We start from the raw sequence: 19,616 nt of genomic DNA on the forward strand, positions 1-19,616 counted from the left end.
TTAAAACAAAAAGAAGGGTTAATATTGTACACTTCGGGGGGATCGTTTATTCACTCCCCATCTGACGTATAGTGTAACGTAGAAATAAAACATACCAAAAAGTCAGGCTTCATCGTCTTTCTCAATATAATTAGAAGGAGAAACCCCAAAATAATCCCGGAAACAGCGGCTAAAATATCTGGGTGTATTAAATCCTGTAGCATAAGCAATCTCAGAAACATTTAATCCTGATTTATTGACCAATAAATCAGCTGCGGTTCTCAGACGGATAGACAAAATAAAATTATTGGGGGTCTGACCGGTAATCCCCTTAATTTTGGAGTAGAGTCTGGTGCGTCCAAGCCCCATTTCGGCAGCAAAATCATTTACATCAAAATCGGTATCATCAATATGTGCATCTACAATAGCCTTTGCCCGCTCCACCAACTCCTGATCGATAGAAGTAGTTGCCAGTTCTTTTATATCGGCTGCCGGATCCTGACGAAATTTCTCCTGCAGGGCTGCTCTGTTTCTCAACAGGTTCTTAACCCTTGCCTTTAATAATTTGACGCTAAAAGGCTTGGTAATATAATCGTCTGCTCCGGTTTCGATGCCCTCAATCTGATATTCGATGGCTGTACGCGCGGTGAGCAGAATTACAGGAATATGGCTGGTCTGAATATTGCGTTTTAACCGTGCACACATCTCAGTCCCCGACAAATTAGGCATCATAACATCCGAAATGATTAAGTCAGGTTGTTCGTCTATGGCACTTTTAAGTCCCTGATTCCCATCTTCAGCTTCAATAATCCGATACTGCGATCCCAGTATGCTTTTAAGCATTCTCCTAACCTCCTCATTGTCCTCTACAACCAAAAGCAAAGGTGCGTTTTCGGGAGCTTCATCCATCTTTTCCTCAGGAACCGGTTGCTCGGCAAGAAACGCACTGTCCACAGGAACAATATCTTTATGCGGAACGAGTTCTTCTGCATTGAAGTGTCTGTTTCCTTTTTTCAGACTAATGGTAAATGCCGTCCCTTTATCTTTTTCGCTTATTATCGAAATCCTGCCACCATGCTCTTCCACCAGCATTTTGGTAAGAGCCAGACCAATTCCCGTCCCTTTGGCGGTATTCAGATCAGCAGAACCGGTCTGATAAAAACGATCAAACACATATTTTGCCTCTTCAGGCGTCATACCTACCCCGTTGTCAGAAACTATAATATCCACCTCCCCCTGTTGATCAATTACTTCAAGACTTACTTTTCCCACTTCGTCCTGAACCACCTTAAAAGCATTGGACAACAGATTAAAAAACACTTTTTCCATCTGTCTCACATCAAACCAGATAGAACCATCATAGGAACAGTTTCTGCAATCAAAACGAATCTGTCTGTGCTGTGCATGTTCACTAAAAGCCTCACGGATGTTATTCAGGAAATCACTCAACTTGTTTTCAGACACCTTCAACTTAATATACCCCTGTTCCATCTTTCTAAAATCCAACAACTCGGTTATGAGATTGTTAAGCCGAAGAGCATGATGCTTTACCATCAACAAGCGCCCGTAGTTTCGGGCGGTGGGCTTGGTATTTTCCAGTACGGCCTCCAAAATCCCCGTTATAAGAGTCAGCGGAGTCCGGAATTCATGAGAAATATTGGTAAAAAACTTTAGCTTAATCTGATTAAGTTCTTTAATCTTTTCCTTTTCCTGCCGTTCCGCCTTTAAGGAGTCAGCAAGGCGTGCTTTTGACAGATAGAAATAGTTGACCCATAAAACCAAAGCAATAAAAACAAGAACATAAAAAAGAATGGCATACCATGTTTTATACCAGGGCGGCAACACATGAATACGTAACACCTTTTCATCAATAACATTTTTTTCCACTCCGCTCACACCTCTCACTTTCAACAAGTAATCACCTGGATTAAGGTTTGTATAGGTTACAAAATTTCTGCTGCCTGCTTCCACCCAATCTTCATTAAATCCTTCCAGTTTATATTGATAAAGAGCTTTGTGCTGGGGAACATAATTGCAACCTGAAAAATGAACGGTAAAAACATTCTGGCTGGCTTTCAACGTAATATCTTCGACAAAAGGAAGATCTTTCTTTAAGACCCCGGTATTGTCTCCCGGCATAACCTCTGAATTATTCACATAAAGAGATGAAAATACCAGAGAGAAACGAATATCATTATTCAGCAGATCTTCTTCCTTAAACGAGATTAACCCATGAACTCCACCGACAAAAACAGTCCCGTCAGAGGTTAGATATAAAGCACCTTGATTTAGTTCCTGCAGTGGAAAGCCATTGCTCTCGTGGTAATAATAAAATTGTTCATGGTCAATATCAAAACGGGAAAGTCCCTTACTGGTAGCCACCCACAAATTTCCGAATCTGGACTCTTCAATGCCGTAAATAAAATTCCCGGAAAATCCACCCACCTTATCAAGGTAGTTCACAAAACGGTCTTCCTCTCTCAAATAACGATTCAACCCTCCCCCCAGCGTTCCTACCCACAGACGAAAACGGTGATCTTCAAAAATACAGGAGATAGAATTATTGCTGACAGATGACTTGTTATCAATACTATACGCATAATTATCAATCACCCCCCTTTTCACGTCATAACAAAACACCCCCCTTTTTTCGGTTCCTATCCATAATTTCCCGAAACTATCCTCAAACAACGTATAAATCACCGGCCCGACACGTTCCCGCTCTACCTCACTTTCGATGAAATGAGAAAAAACCTCTGTTTCCGGATCAAAACGTATGACCCCCTGGTGAGTAGCCAGCAGATAATCACTTCCGAACGGGATAATCTCATTAACGATATTACATTGAATAGCAGAAGAATCATTCTTTTCGGACCGAAAGTGCCGAATTTTCCCTGAAGGAATATCCAGCTTATTTAACCCTCCGTAATGAGTACCCACAAACAATGTTTCATTATTGTGAAGATAAAGTGCTCTCACATTATTAGAAGACAAAGATTTTCCCTTTCCATTATGGGTAGTGTAGTGTAGAAAAGTCCCGGTTTTTCGGTTAAAATAATCCAATCCCCCTCCTTCAGTGGCAATCCAAAGATTGTTCTCAGAATCTTCAAGCATATTACCAATAACCCTGAAACCGGTTCCTCCTCCATGAGCATCCATAATTGCATAACGGTGGAAAACCTGATATTCGGGATTGTAACAATGAACTCCTCCAAAATAAGTTCCTACCCACATAGTTCCCTGATAATCCTTCATTATACTCCAGATGCTATTATGTAGCAATTTTCCGGGATACTCATCATTTTGCTGATGATTGGAAACCTCAAAGGTTTCTCCATCAATAATACTGAGTCCAAGAAAAGTTCCAACCCATATATTCCCGGAATTATCCTCATCTATGTCCCGAACAATATCCCCCACAAGATTACCATTTTCTGAACCGGAATTACTTGAAAAAGTACGGACTATATTATATTGGCGATCAAGTAACATGACTCCCTGCCCATCTGTCCCAACCCAAAGGCGTTTTCGGGTATCATTGAAAACAGCTGTAATATTTCCTGAAAGCACCTTTGCAGCTTCTTCATATACAGAATCATATAAATAAAGTCCGTCAGAACTGCATATCCATAACAAACCTGCATGATCTTTATACAGACTATTTACGGAGGTTTCAACAGAGAAAATTTCACTTGCTCTTTCAAATTTACCCATTTCTTTATCCAGTGAAAACAATCCACCGGAAGTACCCACCATCGTTTTTCCCCTAAAAGCAAGAACACTTTTCACCTCATCAAAAGGATATTGATCAAACTTAAGCGTTTCGACATTCAAAAGAGAAAGGCCCAAACGTGTTCCAATTAAGATATGCTTTTCCGACTGGCTCAGACTCAAAACATTTTGCCCCAGCAACGAGCTGGTATCACGAGGAACAGATCTGAATACCCTGAAATTATTGCCATCATAAAGATTCAAACCATCCCGCGTTCCAATCCAAACACGTCCCAGGCTGTCCTGCAACATAGATATTGCAGAAATTTGAGACAACCCCTCTGAAAGTCCAAGGTATTCAAATGAAATGCTTTTCTGTCCGCCTACTCTAAAAGTAACCGAAACAATTAAAATTAGCAGATATAGAATCTTTTTCATGTAAAAACTTAGTTGTATAACATAAATATAGTCATATTTCCCGAAAGACACTGCCTTATAATCTGGTTCCTCACGCTTCGGATAAAATCAAAATTACTGATATAGCTACAAAGAAACGGGTCCTGTCTTTTTTATAATCCAATATTGTTCACAATTCAATCACCATTTGTACACGACTACTTATTCACCCTTCATATTCACTCCTGCTTATCAAGACCTTACACCACCATTGAACAATTTTACTATCTAACAACCAGTCAATTACATCAAAAACAAGCCATATTCTTTCTTATTTTTGTATTAATCGAACATTGAAAAACAGATACCATATGATATTGGTTGGTGAAATTAAAGTAAACAACAAAAACGATAAACAACATTTAAGTCATGATTGATCAAAGCAAAAAAATCACTATCGCCCTGGCTTTTACAATAGCCTTGTTCGGTTGTAATGCCAAACAAGGAACGGAACTATCAGTCGAAAAGAACCTGAATTTTTCTGTAAGTCAAACTGAATTTATGCTTGAAAAAGCCCTTTCCGCTCAGAAGAATCCAAGAACAATTGAGAATGATCATTTAAGATGGACCAACAAAGGATTTGACTGGACAGAAGGATTCTTCCCGGGAACCTGCTGGTACCTCTATGAATATACCGGAGATGAAAAGTGGAAAACAGGAGCCGATTCGCTTCAGGGCTTATTTGAAAACCATCGCTTTCTGCCAAGATATCATGACCTGGGATTTGTCTTTAACTGCTCATATGGCAATGGTTTACGCCTGACAGGGGAAGAGGCATATAAAGACATATTAATTGAAGCCGCTGAAACTCTGAGTAACCGGTTCAACCCCAACGTGGGATCCATTATCTCCTGGAACGTTGACAAAGGGTGGCAATCGAAAAGAGGCTGGGAATTTCCTGTTATTATTGACAACATGATGAATCTCGAACTGCTTTTTGAAGCAAGTAAGCTTTCAGGAGATTCAAAATATAAAGAAGTGGCCATCGCCCATGCAAACACCACCCTTAAGAATCATTTCAGAGAAGATATGAGTTCCTATCATGTTATTGATTATGATAGCATAACAGGAAAAGTACGTAACAAACACACAGCGCAAGGATATTCGCACGAATCAAGCTGGGCCCGCGGACAGGCATGGGGGCTATATGGTTTTACCATGTGCTATAGATATACTAAAAACCCGGAATATCTGAAAGCTGCATCAAAAATAGCTGACTTCATCATAAACAATAAAAAGATACCGGAAGACCGTATTCCTTATTGGGACTATGACGCTCCTAAAATTCCGGATGAACCCAGAGATGCTTCTGCCGCTGCGACTACCGCATCAGCACTCATTGAATTGAGCCAATATGACAATGAAGGAAAGAAAAAGTACTTAAAGGAAGCCAAAGCAATATTGAAAAGCTTATCATCTCCTGCATATCAGGCAGTAAAAGGAGAAAACCATCACTTTATTTTAAAGCACAGTGTAGGCAGTATCCCACATAACAATGAAATAGATGTGCCCCTAAATTATGCCGATTATTATTATGTGGAGGCACTCTTAAGATTAAAAGAAACAACTTCGGAATAGAAAGTAAAACAGGGACCGTACTTAAAAAAACAGAATCTATAAAAATCCCTCTTTTATTTCCTTCTGCCCTTGCACCTCAAAATTATGAGGTGTGGGGCATTCACAAAAAAAACCTTTAACCTGAAAGAAGTAAGAATATTAAACCTGCTGAATCATGAAAAAAATCGGAAACATATCACTTGGCATAGGGGTGTTGATGGCAGCAATGACCGGCTGCCAGAGTGCAGAAGAACCTCAGTCACCAAACCTGGTTTACGTATTTCCCGACCAGATGCGCAAACAGGCTATGGAATTCTGGGAAACTCCTGAATACGAAGGAGCAATCAGAACAAAAGGAGACCCCGTAAAAACACCTAACCTGAACAAATTTGCGCAAGAATCAGTCATTTTTACCAACATGGTCAGCAACAGCCCTTTATGCACCCCCCATCGCGGAAGTCTTTTCACAGGTCTTTACCCCGGATCCAGCGGAGCACCGCTCAACTGTAACTCCAATCGCCCTGTAAGTTCATTACGTACCGATGTTGTCGGATTTACGGATGTTATAAGTCAGGCTGGTTACGAAACCGCTTATATCGGAAAATGGCATCTCGATTTCCCCACACCAAACGACCCGGCCAATCCGGGCCATTATGTGGATCCGAGAACTCCTGCATGGGATACCTACACACCTCCCGAACGAAGACATGGGATCGATTACTGGTATGCGTACAACACCTGGGACGTACACCTGGATCCTCATTATTATGACACCGATGGCAATCGGTTCGACCCCAGGATGTATTCACCACAACATGAAGCAGACAAAGCTATAGAATACCTGCAAAACAAAGACGGACAAAGAGATCCGGACAAACCTTTTGCCTTGTTTGTGTCCATGAATCCGCCGCACAGTCCTTACAGTTCACTGGATGATTGTCTGGAAAAAGATTACAACATTTACAAAGACATTCCGATTGAAAATTTGTTGCATCGACCCAATGTGGACCATAGCATGGCTAAAACAGCCTCTGCACCCTATTACTTTGCAAACGTAACCGGTGTTGACAGAGAGTTCGGACGTATCGTACAACAACTTAAGGAGATGGGAGAATACGAAAACACCATTATTGTTTTCACTTCAGATCATGGAGAAACCATGTGCAGCCAGGGAGTCACGGACCCAAAGAATTCCATTTATTCAGAATCAATGGATGTCCCCTTTTTAATCAGATGGCCGGAGCTAAACGAGGCCCGTACCGACAATTTGATCATGAGCACTCCGGACATCATGCCAACCATTCTGAGCATGATGGGACTGGAAAAACTGTTACCCGATAATCTGCATGGATTTGACTATTCGGAGCAAATTATTTCCGAAAAAGAAGATAACAGGCCGGAATCTGCGCTGTACATCAGAAATTTGGATGGTGAAGTAAACGAAGCCGGAAAAGTAATTTCCTATTTCCCGGAGGCACGGGGCATAAAAACGCATCATTTCTCACTTGAACTGGTCATTGACAGAAACCACAACCTGGTAACAACCCGTTTTTTTAACGATAACCAGGATCCCTATCAGATGAATAATATGCCAGTGGACTGGAACGACGAACAAGTTAAAGGATTGCTCAAAGAAATGGCCTTTTGGCTAAAGCACAGTGATGATCTCTGGTACAAGAAGAATATCCTGTCCGACCTGATACCCTATAATTAGTTTCTGGTCAGAAACAGCTCTAAAAACAAATTTTGCTTAGTTTAAAGACAGGCACTAATTAGTTTCTGTCCATAAACTAAGCGTTTTTCACGTGTTTGAACTAGAAAGTTCAAATATAAGGCGTGTGAAAACTCTAAACCGCAGAATACTAATGTATTTGAGGATATAGATTTTGAGCAACAACGCAGAAGTCAGACTTTATAGACAAACACTAATTAATCAGCAATTTGACTCACAATGAAGAGACAAAACGTTAAATAAGAAGGAATCCTGGTTATACGGATTCTGTTTTGTCAAAGCTTCCGAGACCAATTACTAAGAAAAATTTTATACTGATGCAAAAACAGATATTATTAATCGCATTGATGGCATTTTTTATTGTTCCGCTATCAAGTCAGGATTTAAAAATAATTCCTGCCCCTGAAAACCTATCCATACAGAAGGGTAATTTTGTCATACCGGATAGATTTACCGTGAATGCAGATGAGGAGTTTACCTCTGCTCTGAACATGTTCTTTAACCGGGTGAACCAACACGGGTTCAGCTCCGAATGGAAGAGATCATGGTTTCTGTGCAGTCCTGATTTGGAAATAATTAAGGAGCCCCAAATTGACAACGGTAACCCAGAGGCTTACACACTCAAAATTACTTCCAAAAAAATAGTCCTGAAAGCAGCAGGAAAGTCCGGAGTTTTTTACGGCCTCCAGACATTGAGCCAGGTAATGCTGAATCAAACATCTGAAAACACAAAAAACCGGACACTTCCTGCGCTGACCATCAACGATGCTCCCCGTTATCCATGGAGAGGTATTATGCTTGATGAGTCACGTCACTTTTTTGGCAAAGAAAAGGTCAAAGAGTTGCTCGACTGGATGGCTTTTTACAAACTCAATAAATTTCACTGGCACCTGACCGATGTTCAGGGATGGCGGGTAGAAATCAAAAAATATCCAAAATTAACAACGGTCGGTGCCACCGGAAACCTGAGCGATCCTGATGCCTCTGCCAAATTCTATTCGCAGGACGACATCAGAGAGATTCTCAAATATGCCCAAGACAGGTTTATTGAAGTTATTCCGGAGATAGATATGCCCGGGCATGCCACAGCCGCGAACAAGGCGTATCCTGAGTTCAGCGGAGGAGGTTCAGAAAAATATCCTGAATTCACCTTCAATCCGGGAAAAGAGGAAACTTATGCTTTTCTGACTGACATCCTGAGAGAAGTAGCTGACCTTTTCCCTTCAGAATATATTCACCTGGGAGGAGATGAAGTTCACTTTGGCAATCATCATTGGAAAAATCTTCCGGAAGTTCAGGAACTTATGAAAAAGGAGAACCTGAAAAACCTCCAGGAGGTTGAATACTATTTCATCAACCGAATGGCAGACAGTCTGACTACTATGAATAAAAAACTTATGGGATGGGATGAAATTGTAAACGCCCAAACTCCTGTAGAGGAATCTGTCGTAATGTGGTGGAGACACGACAAAAAGGATCAGCTCCAAAAATCTCTGGAGAATGGCTATACCACTATTCTTTGCCCGAGAATCCCCCTCTATTTTGATTTTGTTCAGCACGAAAGTCATGAATCAGGACGTCGCTGGGCGGGAGAATACTCCACATTAAAGCAAATCCTTCATTTTAACGAGTATTTTGAGGAAACCATTACCGAGTATAACCACCTGATTCCAGGTATCCAGGCCAACCTGTGGACTGAAACCATAGACACCCCCGAGCGGCTGGATTACATGACCTTCCCACGTATAGCAGCGCTGGCGGAAGCAGCCTGGTCAACCAATGAAAAGCCTGATTATCAGGATTTTTTAAACCGTCTAAAACCATCGTTGCAATTGTACAAAAAAGCAGGAATTTCGTTCTTTAATCCGATAAACCCTGATAGCACCCCAGAAATAAAAGGCCCTGCTAAATAAAGAAGCTTTCTGCAAATAATTTAAATACGTAATTGACCATGAAAAAAAGAATCTCCATATTCCTATCGGTTCTTATAGCTGTCAGCTTCATTTCTGCAAAAGCTGATGCTCCCGGAAAGGATAAGAAAATGTACCATAAGAACTGGATTGACCTGAATAAAAACGGGGAAAAAGATATTTATGAAGATCCCCAGGCAGACATAGACGACAGAATTGAAGATTTATTGTCACAAATGACCATGGATGAGAAAACAGCTCAGATGGTCACTCTGTATGGCTACAAAAGAGTTCTGAATGATTCATTGCCAACTCCTGAATGGAAAAACAAACTTTGGAAAGACGGAATTGGTGCCATTGATGAGCATTTGAACGGATTCCAGGGCTGGGGGCGCCCCCCCATGGCAACACCTCACACCTGGCCGGCATCAGAACATGCATGGGCCATCAATGAGGTACAGCGCTTCTTTATTGAAGAAACGCGCCTGGGTATTCCAGCCGATTTCACCAATGAAGGAATCCGGGGAATCGAAAGCTTTAAGGCCACCAATTTCCCCACCCAACTGGCTTTGGGGCATACCTGGGACAAAAACCTCATCAACAAAATTGGCTACATCACCGGACGTGAAGCCCGCCTGTTGGGCTACACCAATGTTTATGCGCCCATTCTCGATGTTGGTCGTGATCAACGCTGGGGACGAATGGAAGAGGTATATGGAGAATCCCCGTTTCTGGTGGCCGAACTGGGAGTTGAAATGACCAAAGGATTGCAACAAGACAACCAGGTTGCTGCTACAGCTAAGCACTTTGCCATATACAGCAACAACAAAGGAGCCAGAGAAGGACTCTCCAGGGTCGATCCGCAAATCTCACCCCGCGAAACAGAGTACATACATCTTTATCCTTTTGGGCGTGTAATTCGGGAAGCAGGATTGCTGGGCATTATGAGTTCCTACAACGACTATGACGGGATTCCCGTTCAAAGCAGCTATTACTACCTTACCGAGGTTCTGCGAAATCGATTCGGATTCAAAGGCTACATTGTCTCCGACAGTGACGCAGTCATTTACCTTTACAATAAACACCGGACTGCCGGGACTTACAAAGAAGCAGTTCGCCAGTCTGTTGAGGCAGGACTGAACGTACGATGCACCTTCCGATCCCCGGAATCTTATGTGGATCCTTTAAGAGAACTCATTGAGGAAGGAGCGCTCTCCGAAGAAACCATAAATGATCGTGTAAGAGATATTCTGAGAGTAAAATTTATGATTGGCCTGTTTGACAGCCCCTACGTAGAAGATACCAAGCTGGCTGATGAAGTAGTTAACTCTGAAGAAAATCAGAAAATCGCCCTTGAAGCATCCCGCAAATCAATTGTTTTATTAAAAAACCAGGAGCAAATGCTCCCACTGGATAAGAATACCATCAACAAAATTGCTGTAATTGGCCCCAATGCGGATAATGGTGATTATGCCCTTACTCATTACGGTCCTCTGGCGGTGGAAGTGTCAACTGTTCTTGATGGCATCAAACTAAAAGCAGGAAAAGAAATTGAAGTAGTTTATGAAAAGGGAACTGAACTGGTAGATGCCAACTGGCCCGACAGTGAAATCATGCCATCAGACCCCACAGAAGAAGAACAATCCCAAATTGATCGAGCTGTGAAAGCAGCTGCCGGATCAGATGTGGCAATTGTAGTCGTTGGAGGTTCTCAAAGAACATGTGGTGAAAATAAATCACGAACCAGCCTTGATTTACCCGGCCACCAACTGAAACTGGTTAAGGCTGTGCAGGCAACAGGGAAACCTGTAATTGCGGTAGTTATCAGTGGTCGTCCTCTGTCCATCAACTGGACAGCCCAAAATGTACCCGCCATTATTCAGGCGTTCTATCCGGGATCAAAAGGTGGTGAAGCTATTGCCGATGTAATTTTCGGAGATTACAATCCCGGAGGTAAACTAACTGTTACCATTCCAAAAACCGTGGGTCAGATACCTTTCAACTTCCCCTACAAACCCGGCTCTCAAGTGAATGCCTGGGGACAGGCAGGACCGGAAGGAAGCAGGGCCCGGGTAAACGGAGCACTCTTTCCCTTTGGATTCGGATTGAGCTATACAACATTTGAGTACAGCAACCTGAAAGTCACCCCTAAAAGCATTAAACCAGGTGACGATGTTAAGATCTCTTTATCTGTAAAAAATACCGGCTCACAAAAGGGAGACGAAGTGGTTCAGCTTTATCTGCAAGATAAAATCAGCACCGTCACTACCTACGACAAAATGCTACGAGGTTTTGAAAGGGTTCCTCTCGAACCGGGACAACAAAAAACGATTAACTTCACCATTAAAGGAAGAGATATGGCACTCCTGAATAAGGATATGGAGTGGGAAGTAGAGCCCGGAACATTTTTGGTTATGGCCGGTGCCTCATCCGAAGAAATCAAACTGAAAGAAGAGTTTGAAGTGATATCTGAAGACGCCTCGGCATTGAACAAACAAGGAAATCACCGAAATACATACATTCATGCTTCATCCAATCAGCATGATGTCCGGAACCTTACTGATGGATCTCCCAACACCCGGTGGGAAAGCAAATCCAATGAAGCAACCATAGATTTTGAATTGAGTAAAGACGCAAAACCTTCGGAAATCAGAATCAATTGGGGAAAACGAAACAAAGCTCAGTACAACATTGAAATCCAACTTTCAGGTGGAGGCGGACAGTTTATCCCTGTATTTAATGGGAAAAATAAACTTTCAGAAGGGATGGAATCTTACCATTTTGAAGGGTTTCCGGCCACCGATCTGAGGTTAATTATCCACGCCAGTAAAACCGGAGAAGTTTCCATCAGCGACATACGTTTGGACCAACTGAAAACCGAATAATCTATCAACAAACCTTATTTTTAGCCTGACTTCTTCATAATCCTGTATTATGAAGAAGTCAGATCAAAACGTTTCACCATAAAAATACGAATATGACACCGGAACAAATAACCAGTCGGTTCGCCATCAAAGGAACAGTGGAAGACATAAAGCCTTTCGGCACCGGACTGATCAACACCACATATAAAGTTAAAACAGAGGAAGAAGATGCCCCCAACTACCTGCTTCAAATCATCAATCACCACATCTTTCAGAATGTGCCGGAACTCACCCGAAACATCAAGAGAGTGACCGATCACATCCGGGGGAAACTGAAAGCACAAAAAACCACCGACATCGACCGCCGTGTTTTAACGCCTATCGAGACCCTCGATGGAGAAGGTTTTTTTAAGGATGATGAAGGTCGCTATTGGCGGATGTTCCTCTTCATTGAAGGGGCACGTTCCTACGACCAGCTTACCAACGCCAAACAGGCCGAAGCAGGAGGACGGGCATTCGGCCAGTTCCAGAAAATGGTCTCCGATCTGCCCGGGGAACCTCTTTACCCTATCATTCCTGGCTTTCACAACACCGAAATGCGCATCAATAATTTCAAGAAACGTGTTGAAAAAGATCCTGTAGGCCGTTTGAAAGAGGTAAAAGAAGAGGTGGATTTTCTGATGGAACGCTCCGAAGAGTACAAAAAAATTGTTCAGATGGGAAAAGAGGGAAAAATTCCCGAACGAATTGTCCATCAGGATACCAAATTCAACAATGTGCTGCTCGACGAGAATGATGAAGTGCTTTGTGTAATTGATTTGGACACCGTAATGCCAGGGTATGTTTGCTACGACATTGGCGATGCCATCCGCAACGGCGCCAACACAGGTAAAGAGGATGATCCCAACCTTGACAACGTGAACATCAACATGGAGCTTTACGAAGGGTTTATCAAGGGGTTTCTGCAGGAAACAAAGGAGATTCTTACCCCTGAAGAAAAAGAAACACTCGCATTTGGTGCCAAGTTATTGACCTACGAACAGGCAGTGCGGTTCCTGGATGATTACATTGATGGTGACAATTATTACAAAACTGAAAGTCCGGAGCACAACCTGATCAGAACCAGGGCTCAGATAAAATTGCTCAAAAGCATGGAGGAAAACTGGGAGGCCATGCAAAAGATTGTAAATGAACAATAATAGAACCAAAAAAAAAGATTTATGTCCGAAAAACTTATCATTCCAAAGATAGAAGACTCCATTTACGACCTGGAAACCATCAGCAAAGAGCTTGAGAAGAAAGGTGCAAAGGGAAGCATAAATCGGGTAAACTGGAATTCGTTCCCCTACCAACCCGCAGTTACTTTCTTAATGGCTTACAACCAGAACAACCTGTTCCTCAAATTCGATGTGACCGAAAACCACATCAGAGCCATGGAAACCGAAACCAACGGAAATGTGTGGGAAGACAGTTGCTGTGAATTCTTCTGCGCCTTTGACAATGAGGGTTATTACAATCTGGAAACCAATTGCATCGGCACGCAGCTCATCGGATGGGGAGCGAAAAAAGAAGAAAGAACCCTGCTGGACTCTATCATCATCGATGCCGTCAAAAAACACACCACCCTGGAACATAAAACCATAGAACCTCAAAGTGGCCGGTTTGAATATCAGTTAACCATGATTATTCCTGCGGCCACATTTGTCAACCATCCGGGGATGAAATTTACGCAGGGGATGCAATTGAAGGGTAATTTTTACAAGTGCGGGGACAAAACGCCCGAACCCCATTTTGTTTCCTGGAATCCCATTGAAATCAAAGAACCCAACTTTCACCGACCGGACTTTTTCGGGACTGTTGAACTGGCATAAATTTTCAAACATGCTTAATCTGAGTATCCTCAAAAAAAAGAGTAGAAGCCTGATGGGGCTATCATTGCTTTCAGGGACAATACTTTCTTCTTGTGCGGTTGACAGTCCCCATAAGCAAAGCCCCAATATCGTTATGTTTTTAGTGGATGACATGGGTTGGCAGGATACGTCGGTTCCATTCTGGAAAGATTCTACCAAATTCAACAAGCGTTACCACACGCCCAATATGGAAAGGCTCGCAAATCAGGGAGTGAAATTCACTCAGGCCTATGCCTGTGCTGTTTGCTCTCCCACCCGCGTCAGCCTTATGACGGGGATGAATGCCGCCCGTCACAGAGTAACCAACTGGACATTAAAACAAAATACCAACAATGACAAACCCCATCCGGAATTAAGACTTCCGCAATGGAATGTCAACGGACTTCAACCCGTAGATTCCATTGAGAATACAATCCAGGCAACAACTCTGCCCCAAATTCTAAGCAACCACGGATATTATACCATCCATACAGGCAAAGCTCATTTTGGAGCCATGAATACACCGGGTGAGAACCCGGAAAACCTCGGATTCAAGGTCAACATAGCGGGGCACGCAGCCGGAGCCCCCGGTAGTTTTAAAGGAGAAAATAATTACAGTTCAAAGCGGAGAAACGGTCGCAGCGACTGGGATGTTCCAGGCCTTAACAAATACCATGGAACAGACACTTATCTCACTGAAGCTCTTACACTCGAAGCCCTCAACGCAATCAGGAAACCAATTGCAAAAGGGACACCTTTTTTTCTCTACATGGCACATTATGCGGTTCATACACCCATCGAGGCAGATAACAGGTTTGTGCAAAAATATCTGGACGCGGGCCTCGATGAAACAGAAGCGGCATATGCATCGATGATTGAAGGAATGGACAAAAGCCTGGGGGATATCTTAACTTTTCTCGACCAAAATGATCTGACCGAAAATACCATTATCCTTTTCATGTCCGACAACGGAGGACTCAGTGCCCACACACGTACAAAACCTCTGCATACTCACAATGCTCCACTAAAAAGTGGTAAGGGGTCTGCCTATGAAGGCGGAATAAGAGTGCCAATGATTGTAAAACATCCGGGATTAACAAAAGCAGCCACTACCTGTGAAACTCCTGTCATCATTGAAGATTTCTTTCCCACAATTCTGGAAATGGCCGGCATTGAAACTCCTGTGACTTCTCAAACAATTGATGGTGAAAGTTTTCTGCCTCTCCTCACCAACACCAGCTTTCAGGAATCAGACCGACCACTGTACTGGCACTACCCCAATAAATGGGGAGCTGAAGGCCCGGGAATTGGGACCACCAGCTCCATTCGAAAAGGAGATTGGAAAATGATTTACTGGTACAAAGACCAAAAAAAAGAGTTGTACAACCTCCGAAACGATATTAGTGAAACAAATGACTTAAGTACAGATTTTCCTGAGAAGATCAAAGAGCTGTCTAATGATTTAGGTAATTTCCTTCGCAAATCAAAAGCACAGAGGCCTGTATTTAAATCAACAGGCAAAACTGTGCCCTGGCCGGATGAGAAGTAATTTAACCGGGATGCAAAAAAACCGCGACATTGACTTTATAAGATAACTACAGTTTTCTGACCTTCGTATTGAGCAAAATTCATTTTCATTGTTACTTTGCTCATTATTCTGATTTCTTCCACTCCTTGTCCTCAACAAACTACAGAAGCTTCCTTCATTCCATTTTTACAATAAAATCAAATGCGCCAGGAGTGTTCTAACCTCTGTTGGAAATAATTCAACCATCCCAGTACAGCACTTATTTTATTTTTTCACATAAGTACCTGATCTTTTTACAACTTTTACTAAATTTGACCAGTAATCCAACCCTCAACCACCTGGATTGAAGGGTTGCAGAAGCTAACAAAATCAGAGGTTTGACCTCATCAACAAACCAGTAATTGTTTAAAGAAAGAATAATCATTAAATCACAAGTGCTATGAAACAATCCGGAATGACACTAATCCTGAGCGTCTTACTGCTCTGGAGCGGGCCCAAACCAGCTGAAGGTCAAATAACGGCACCCACAGCAAAAGAGCCGGTTGACTATGTTAACCCGTTAATAGGGACCGATTCCAAATTCAGCTTGTCCAATGGAAATACTTACCCTGCCATGGCCCTCCCATGGGGAATGAACTTCTGGACTCCCCAAACAGCTCCAATGGGTGATGGATGGCAATACGCTTATGATGCTGATAAAATCAGGGGGTTTAAACAGACCCATCAGCCAAGTCCGTGGATGAATGACTATGGAAACTTTTCATTGATGCCTGTAACAGGGGAATTAAAAATCAATGAAGAAGAAAGAGCAAGTTGGTTTTCTCATAAGGCAGAGACCGCTAATCCACATTACTATAGCGTTTACCTGGCGGAATACGATGTAACCACAGAGCTGACGGTCACAGAACGCGCTGCCCGCTTCCGGTTTACATTCCCTGAGAATGATCAATCCTATGTAATCATTGACGCTTTTGACCAGGGCTCCTATGTAAAAGTGATTCCTGAGGAGAACAAAATTATCGGCTACTCCACCCGCAACAGCGGAGGTGTTCCGGAGAACTTCAGGAATTATTTCGTAGTGGAGTTCGACAAGCCGTTTTCGTCATACAATGTATGGGAAAAAGATGAGCTGAAAGAAAATCAAACCGAACTTACGGGTGAACATGCAGGGGTGGCCGTCAGATTTAACACAAAAAAAGGAGAAGTAGTAAATGCACGGGTGGCCTCATCCTTTATCAGTCATGAGCAGGCCAATCTCAACCTGAAAGAAATTGGCTCCGATAATTTTGAAACGGTAAAAGCAAAAGGACGAGAGATCTGGAACCGTGAATTGGGTCGAATGATTCCGGAAGGAGGAACTTTGGCAGAGACAGAAATTTTCTATTCAGCCCTTTACCGCACACTGCTATTTCCACGGAAGTTTTATGAATATGATTCAGAGGGAAACATTGTGCATTACAGTCCCTACAACGGGAAAGTTTTACCTGGCTATATGTTCACAGATAACGGATTCTGGGACACTTTCCGCGCCGTTTTCCCTTTCTTTAACCTGATGTACCCTTCTCTCAATGAAAAGATTCAGGCAGGGCTGGTCAATGCCTACAAAGAGAGTGGGTTCCTTCCGGAATGGGCCAGTCCCGGGCACCGTTCCGTAATGATTGGGAACAACTCTGCCACGCTGGTAGCCGATGCTTACCTGAAAGGACTGCGGGGGTATGACATGGAAACCCTTTATGAAGCTGTTTTGCATGGCACGAAGAATGTTCATGCGGAAGTTGAAGCCACCGGTCGGCTTGGCCATGAATACTATAACGAACTGGGGTATGTCCCTTACGATGTGGGCATCAATGAAAATGCTGCCCGCACTTTAGAATATGCATTTGCAGACTGGACCATCTGGAAGTTGGCAAAAGAGCTTAACCGCCCCAAGAAGGAGATCAAATTGTTTGAGGAAAGAAGCCAGAATTACCGGAAACTGTTTGATTCCGAGACCAACCTCATGCGGGGCAAAAATGAAGACGGCTCTTTCCAGACACCTTTCAACCCTCTGAAATGGGGTGATGCATTTACCGAAGGCAACAGCTGGCACTATACCTGGTCGGTTTTTCACGACACTCAGGGACTCATCAATTTGATGGGGGGAGAAAAGACCTTTATTACCATGCTCGACTCAGTATTCGCAATGCCTCCCGATTTTGACGATACCTATTATGGATTTCCCATCCACGAAATCCGTGAAATGCAGATTGTAAACATGGGCCAGTATGCACATGGGAATCAGCCCATACAGCACATGATTTATCTTTACAATTATGCAGGGCAGCCGTGGAAAGCACAATACTGGCTTCGCGAAGTGATGGACCGGTTATATACACCCGACCCCGATGGTTATTGTGGCGACGAGGACAACGGACAAACATCAGCCTGGTATGTATTCAGCTCTATGGGATTTTATCCTGTCACCCCTGGAAGCGACCAATATGTATTGGGGACTCCTCTGTTTCCAAAAATGACTGTTCAACTGGAAAACGGCAACAAAATTATCCTGTCTGCCCCAAAAAGCAGTAGCCGGAACCGCTACATTGATGAAATGCACATAAACGGTCAGTTATGGGACAAGAATTATGTCCGCTATTCCGATCTGATGGAAGGCGCTTTCATTGAATTCCGGATGGCCGACGAGCCCAATAAGTCACGTGGCACCAGTAAAGAAGCCTATCCCTACTCTTACACGAAACCATAACAATCTGAAAAGCTATGCAAAAATTATTTTTCGTTTTCCTGATTATCCTGGCTACAGCTTGCAATTCCTCTATAGAAAAAATTCCTGTCCATGCCTGGATGGGAGGTCCCGGAGAAGCCACTGATCAGGAACTGGCACAACAATTCTCGGATCTGAAGAACAAAGGCATTGACGCTTTGATGTACAATGGCGGTCACGATCCGGCCACCTATCACCGGGTAGGAAAGATTGCCAAAGAGGCCGGATTGGAATTTCATGCCTGGGTCCCCACCATGGTACAGGGATATTCCGAAAAACTGGATTCGTCCTGGTATGCAGTCAATGGCAAGGGAGAATCCGCCTTGACTGACCCTGCTTACGTGCCTTACTATACTTTTCTATGTCCTGAAAGAGAAGAGGTCTATCAATTTCTTGAAGATCTCTATGTCAGCATCGCAAAAGTGGAAGAAATTGACGGTGTTCATCTCGATTACATCCGCTTCCCTGATGTCATTCTGGCCCGGGGGTTATGGGACAAATATGACCTGGTAATGGACCGGGAATACCCACAATTTGACTATTGCTACTGCGATTCATGCACAAGCAGATTTAAAGCTGAAACAGGCATCGACATTAAAGAAGTTGAAGATCCATCAGCAGTTGCCGAATGGAAACAGTTCCGGTACGATCTGATTACCAAAATCGTCAACAGACTGGCTGATGCTGTTCATCAGGAGGGGAAAGAGATTTCAGCGGCGGTTTTTCCAGGCCCCCATTCCGTAGCGCAGAAAATAGTCCGCCAGGAATGGAACAAGTGGAATCTTGACGCCTTTTATCCGATGAATTACAACGATTTTTATCTGGAGGATGTCAATTGGATTGGTGAAGTCACCAAAGAAGGAGTGACGGCCACTAAAGGCAAGGGGAAGCTCTTCAGCGGTCTGTTTATTCGTCCGGAACTGCCGGAGAATGACCAGCCATCCGATCCGGAACTTCACGGACTTACCCCGGAACAACTTGAAGAAGCAATCCGCCTGTCGGTGCAAAACGGAGCAACAGGAGTTTGCCTCTTCACGCCCGGTCGCATGACTGATGAACACTGGGAAGCCCTTTCTTCAGAAATTTTCTCAAAATAAGACAAACAGCAGGTCGTACCTGCAAAAAACAAAAAGAGGCTGTCAAAGCGTATCTGCGGGCAGCCTCTTTTGTATTAAAAAATATGGTTCTTCTGTTTAACCTACCCTATTTATAAAACAGGTAAGGCGAAA

The 19,616-nt window shown here is 43.1% G+C and carries 10 protein-coding genes; 9 read left to right on the forward strand and 1 reads right to left on the reverse strand.

Annotated elements, in window-relative coordinates; genetic code table 11:
* Positions 1–102: 102 nt before the first annotated feature.
* On the reverse strand, positions 103–4,128 hold the full coding sequence (locus BY457_RS14520) for a hybrid sensor histidine kinase/response regulator transcription factor (protein WP_106154052.1): 4,026 nt from the start codon (positions 4,126–4,128) through the stop codon (positions 103–105).
* A gap of 387 nt (positions 4,129–4,515) precedes the next feature.
* Here BY457_RS14520 and BY457_RS14525 point away from each other — a divergent pair, with 387 nt between their 5' ends.
* The 9 genes from BY457_RS14525 (at position 4,516) to BY457_RS14565 (ending at position 19,484) form a co-directional block, all read left to right on the forward strand.
* Entirely contained in the window at positions 4,516–5,724 is a 1,209-nt protein-coding gene (locus tag BY457_RS14525) for a glycoside hydrolase family 88 protein (protein ID WP_106154053.1), read from the forward strand.
* Between the two features lie 154 nt (positions 5,725–5,878).
* A complete protein-coding gene (locus tag BY457_RS14530; protein WP_106154054.1) occupies positions 5,879–7,417 on the forward strand; it encodes a sulfatase family protein in 1,539 nt (512 codons plus the stop codon).
* A gap of 335 nt (positions 7,418–7,752) precedes the next feature.
* Entirely contained in the window at positions 7,753–9,348 is a 1,596-nt protein-coding gene (locus BY457_RS14535) for a beta-N-acetylhexosaminidase (protein WP_106154055.1), read from the forward strand.
* Between the two features lie 38 nt (positions 9,349–9,386).
* Positions 9,387–12,230: a beta-glucosidase gene (locus tag BY457_RS14540; protein ID WP_106154056.1), complete on the forward strand. Its 2,844-nt coding sequence runs from the start codon at positions 9,387–9,389 to the stop codon at positions 12,228–12,230.
* Between the two features lie 92 nt (positions 12,231–12,322).
* Entirely contained in the window at positions 12,323–13,408 is a 1,086-nt protein-coding gene (locus BY457_RS14545) for a phosphotransferase enzyme family protein (protein WP_106154057.1), read from the forward strand.
* Positions 13,409–13,429: 21 nt separating this feature from the next.
* Positions 13,430–14,080, forward strand: coding sequence for a carbohydrate-binding family 9-like protein (locus tag BY457_RS14550; RefSeq protein WP_106154058.1), 651 nt, complete (start codon positions 13,430–13,432; stop codon positions 14,078–14,080).
* A gap of 10 nt (positions 14,081–14,090) precedes the next feature.
* The gene (locus BY457_RS14555; protein ID WP_106154059.1) at positions 14,091–15,647 is read left to right on the forward strand and encodes a sulfatase; all 1,557 of its coding nucleotides are present in this window, start codon (positions 14,091–14,093) and stop codon (positions 15,645–15,647) included.
* 418 nt (positions 15,648–16,065) lie between these two features.
* Positions 16,066–18,369, forward strand: a complete 2,304-nt coding sequence (locus tag BY457_RS14560) for a GH92 family glycosyl hydrolase (RefSeq protein WP_106154060.1) — start codon at positions 16,066–16,068, stop codon at positions 18,367–18,369.
* Between the two features lie 14 nt (positions 18,370–18,383).
* Positions 18,384–19,484, forward strand: a complete 1,101-nt coding sequence (locus BY457_RS14565) for a hypothetical protein (protein WP_106154061.1) — start codon at positions 18,384–18,386, stop codon at positions 19,482–19,484.
* Positions 19,485–19,616 lie beyond the last annotated feature (132 nt).

Source organism: Marinilabilia salmonicolor, from assembly GCF_003003035.1.
GTDB classification, from domain to species: Bacteria; Bacteroidota; Bacteroidia; order Bacteroidales; family Marinilabiliaceae; genus Marinilabilia; species Marinilabilia salmonicolor_A.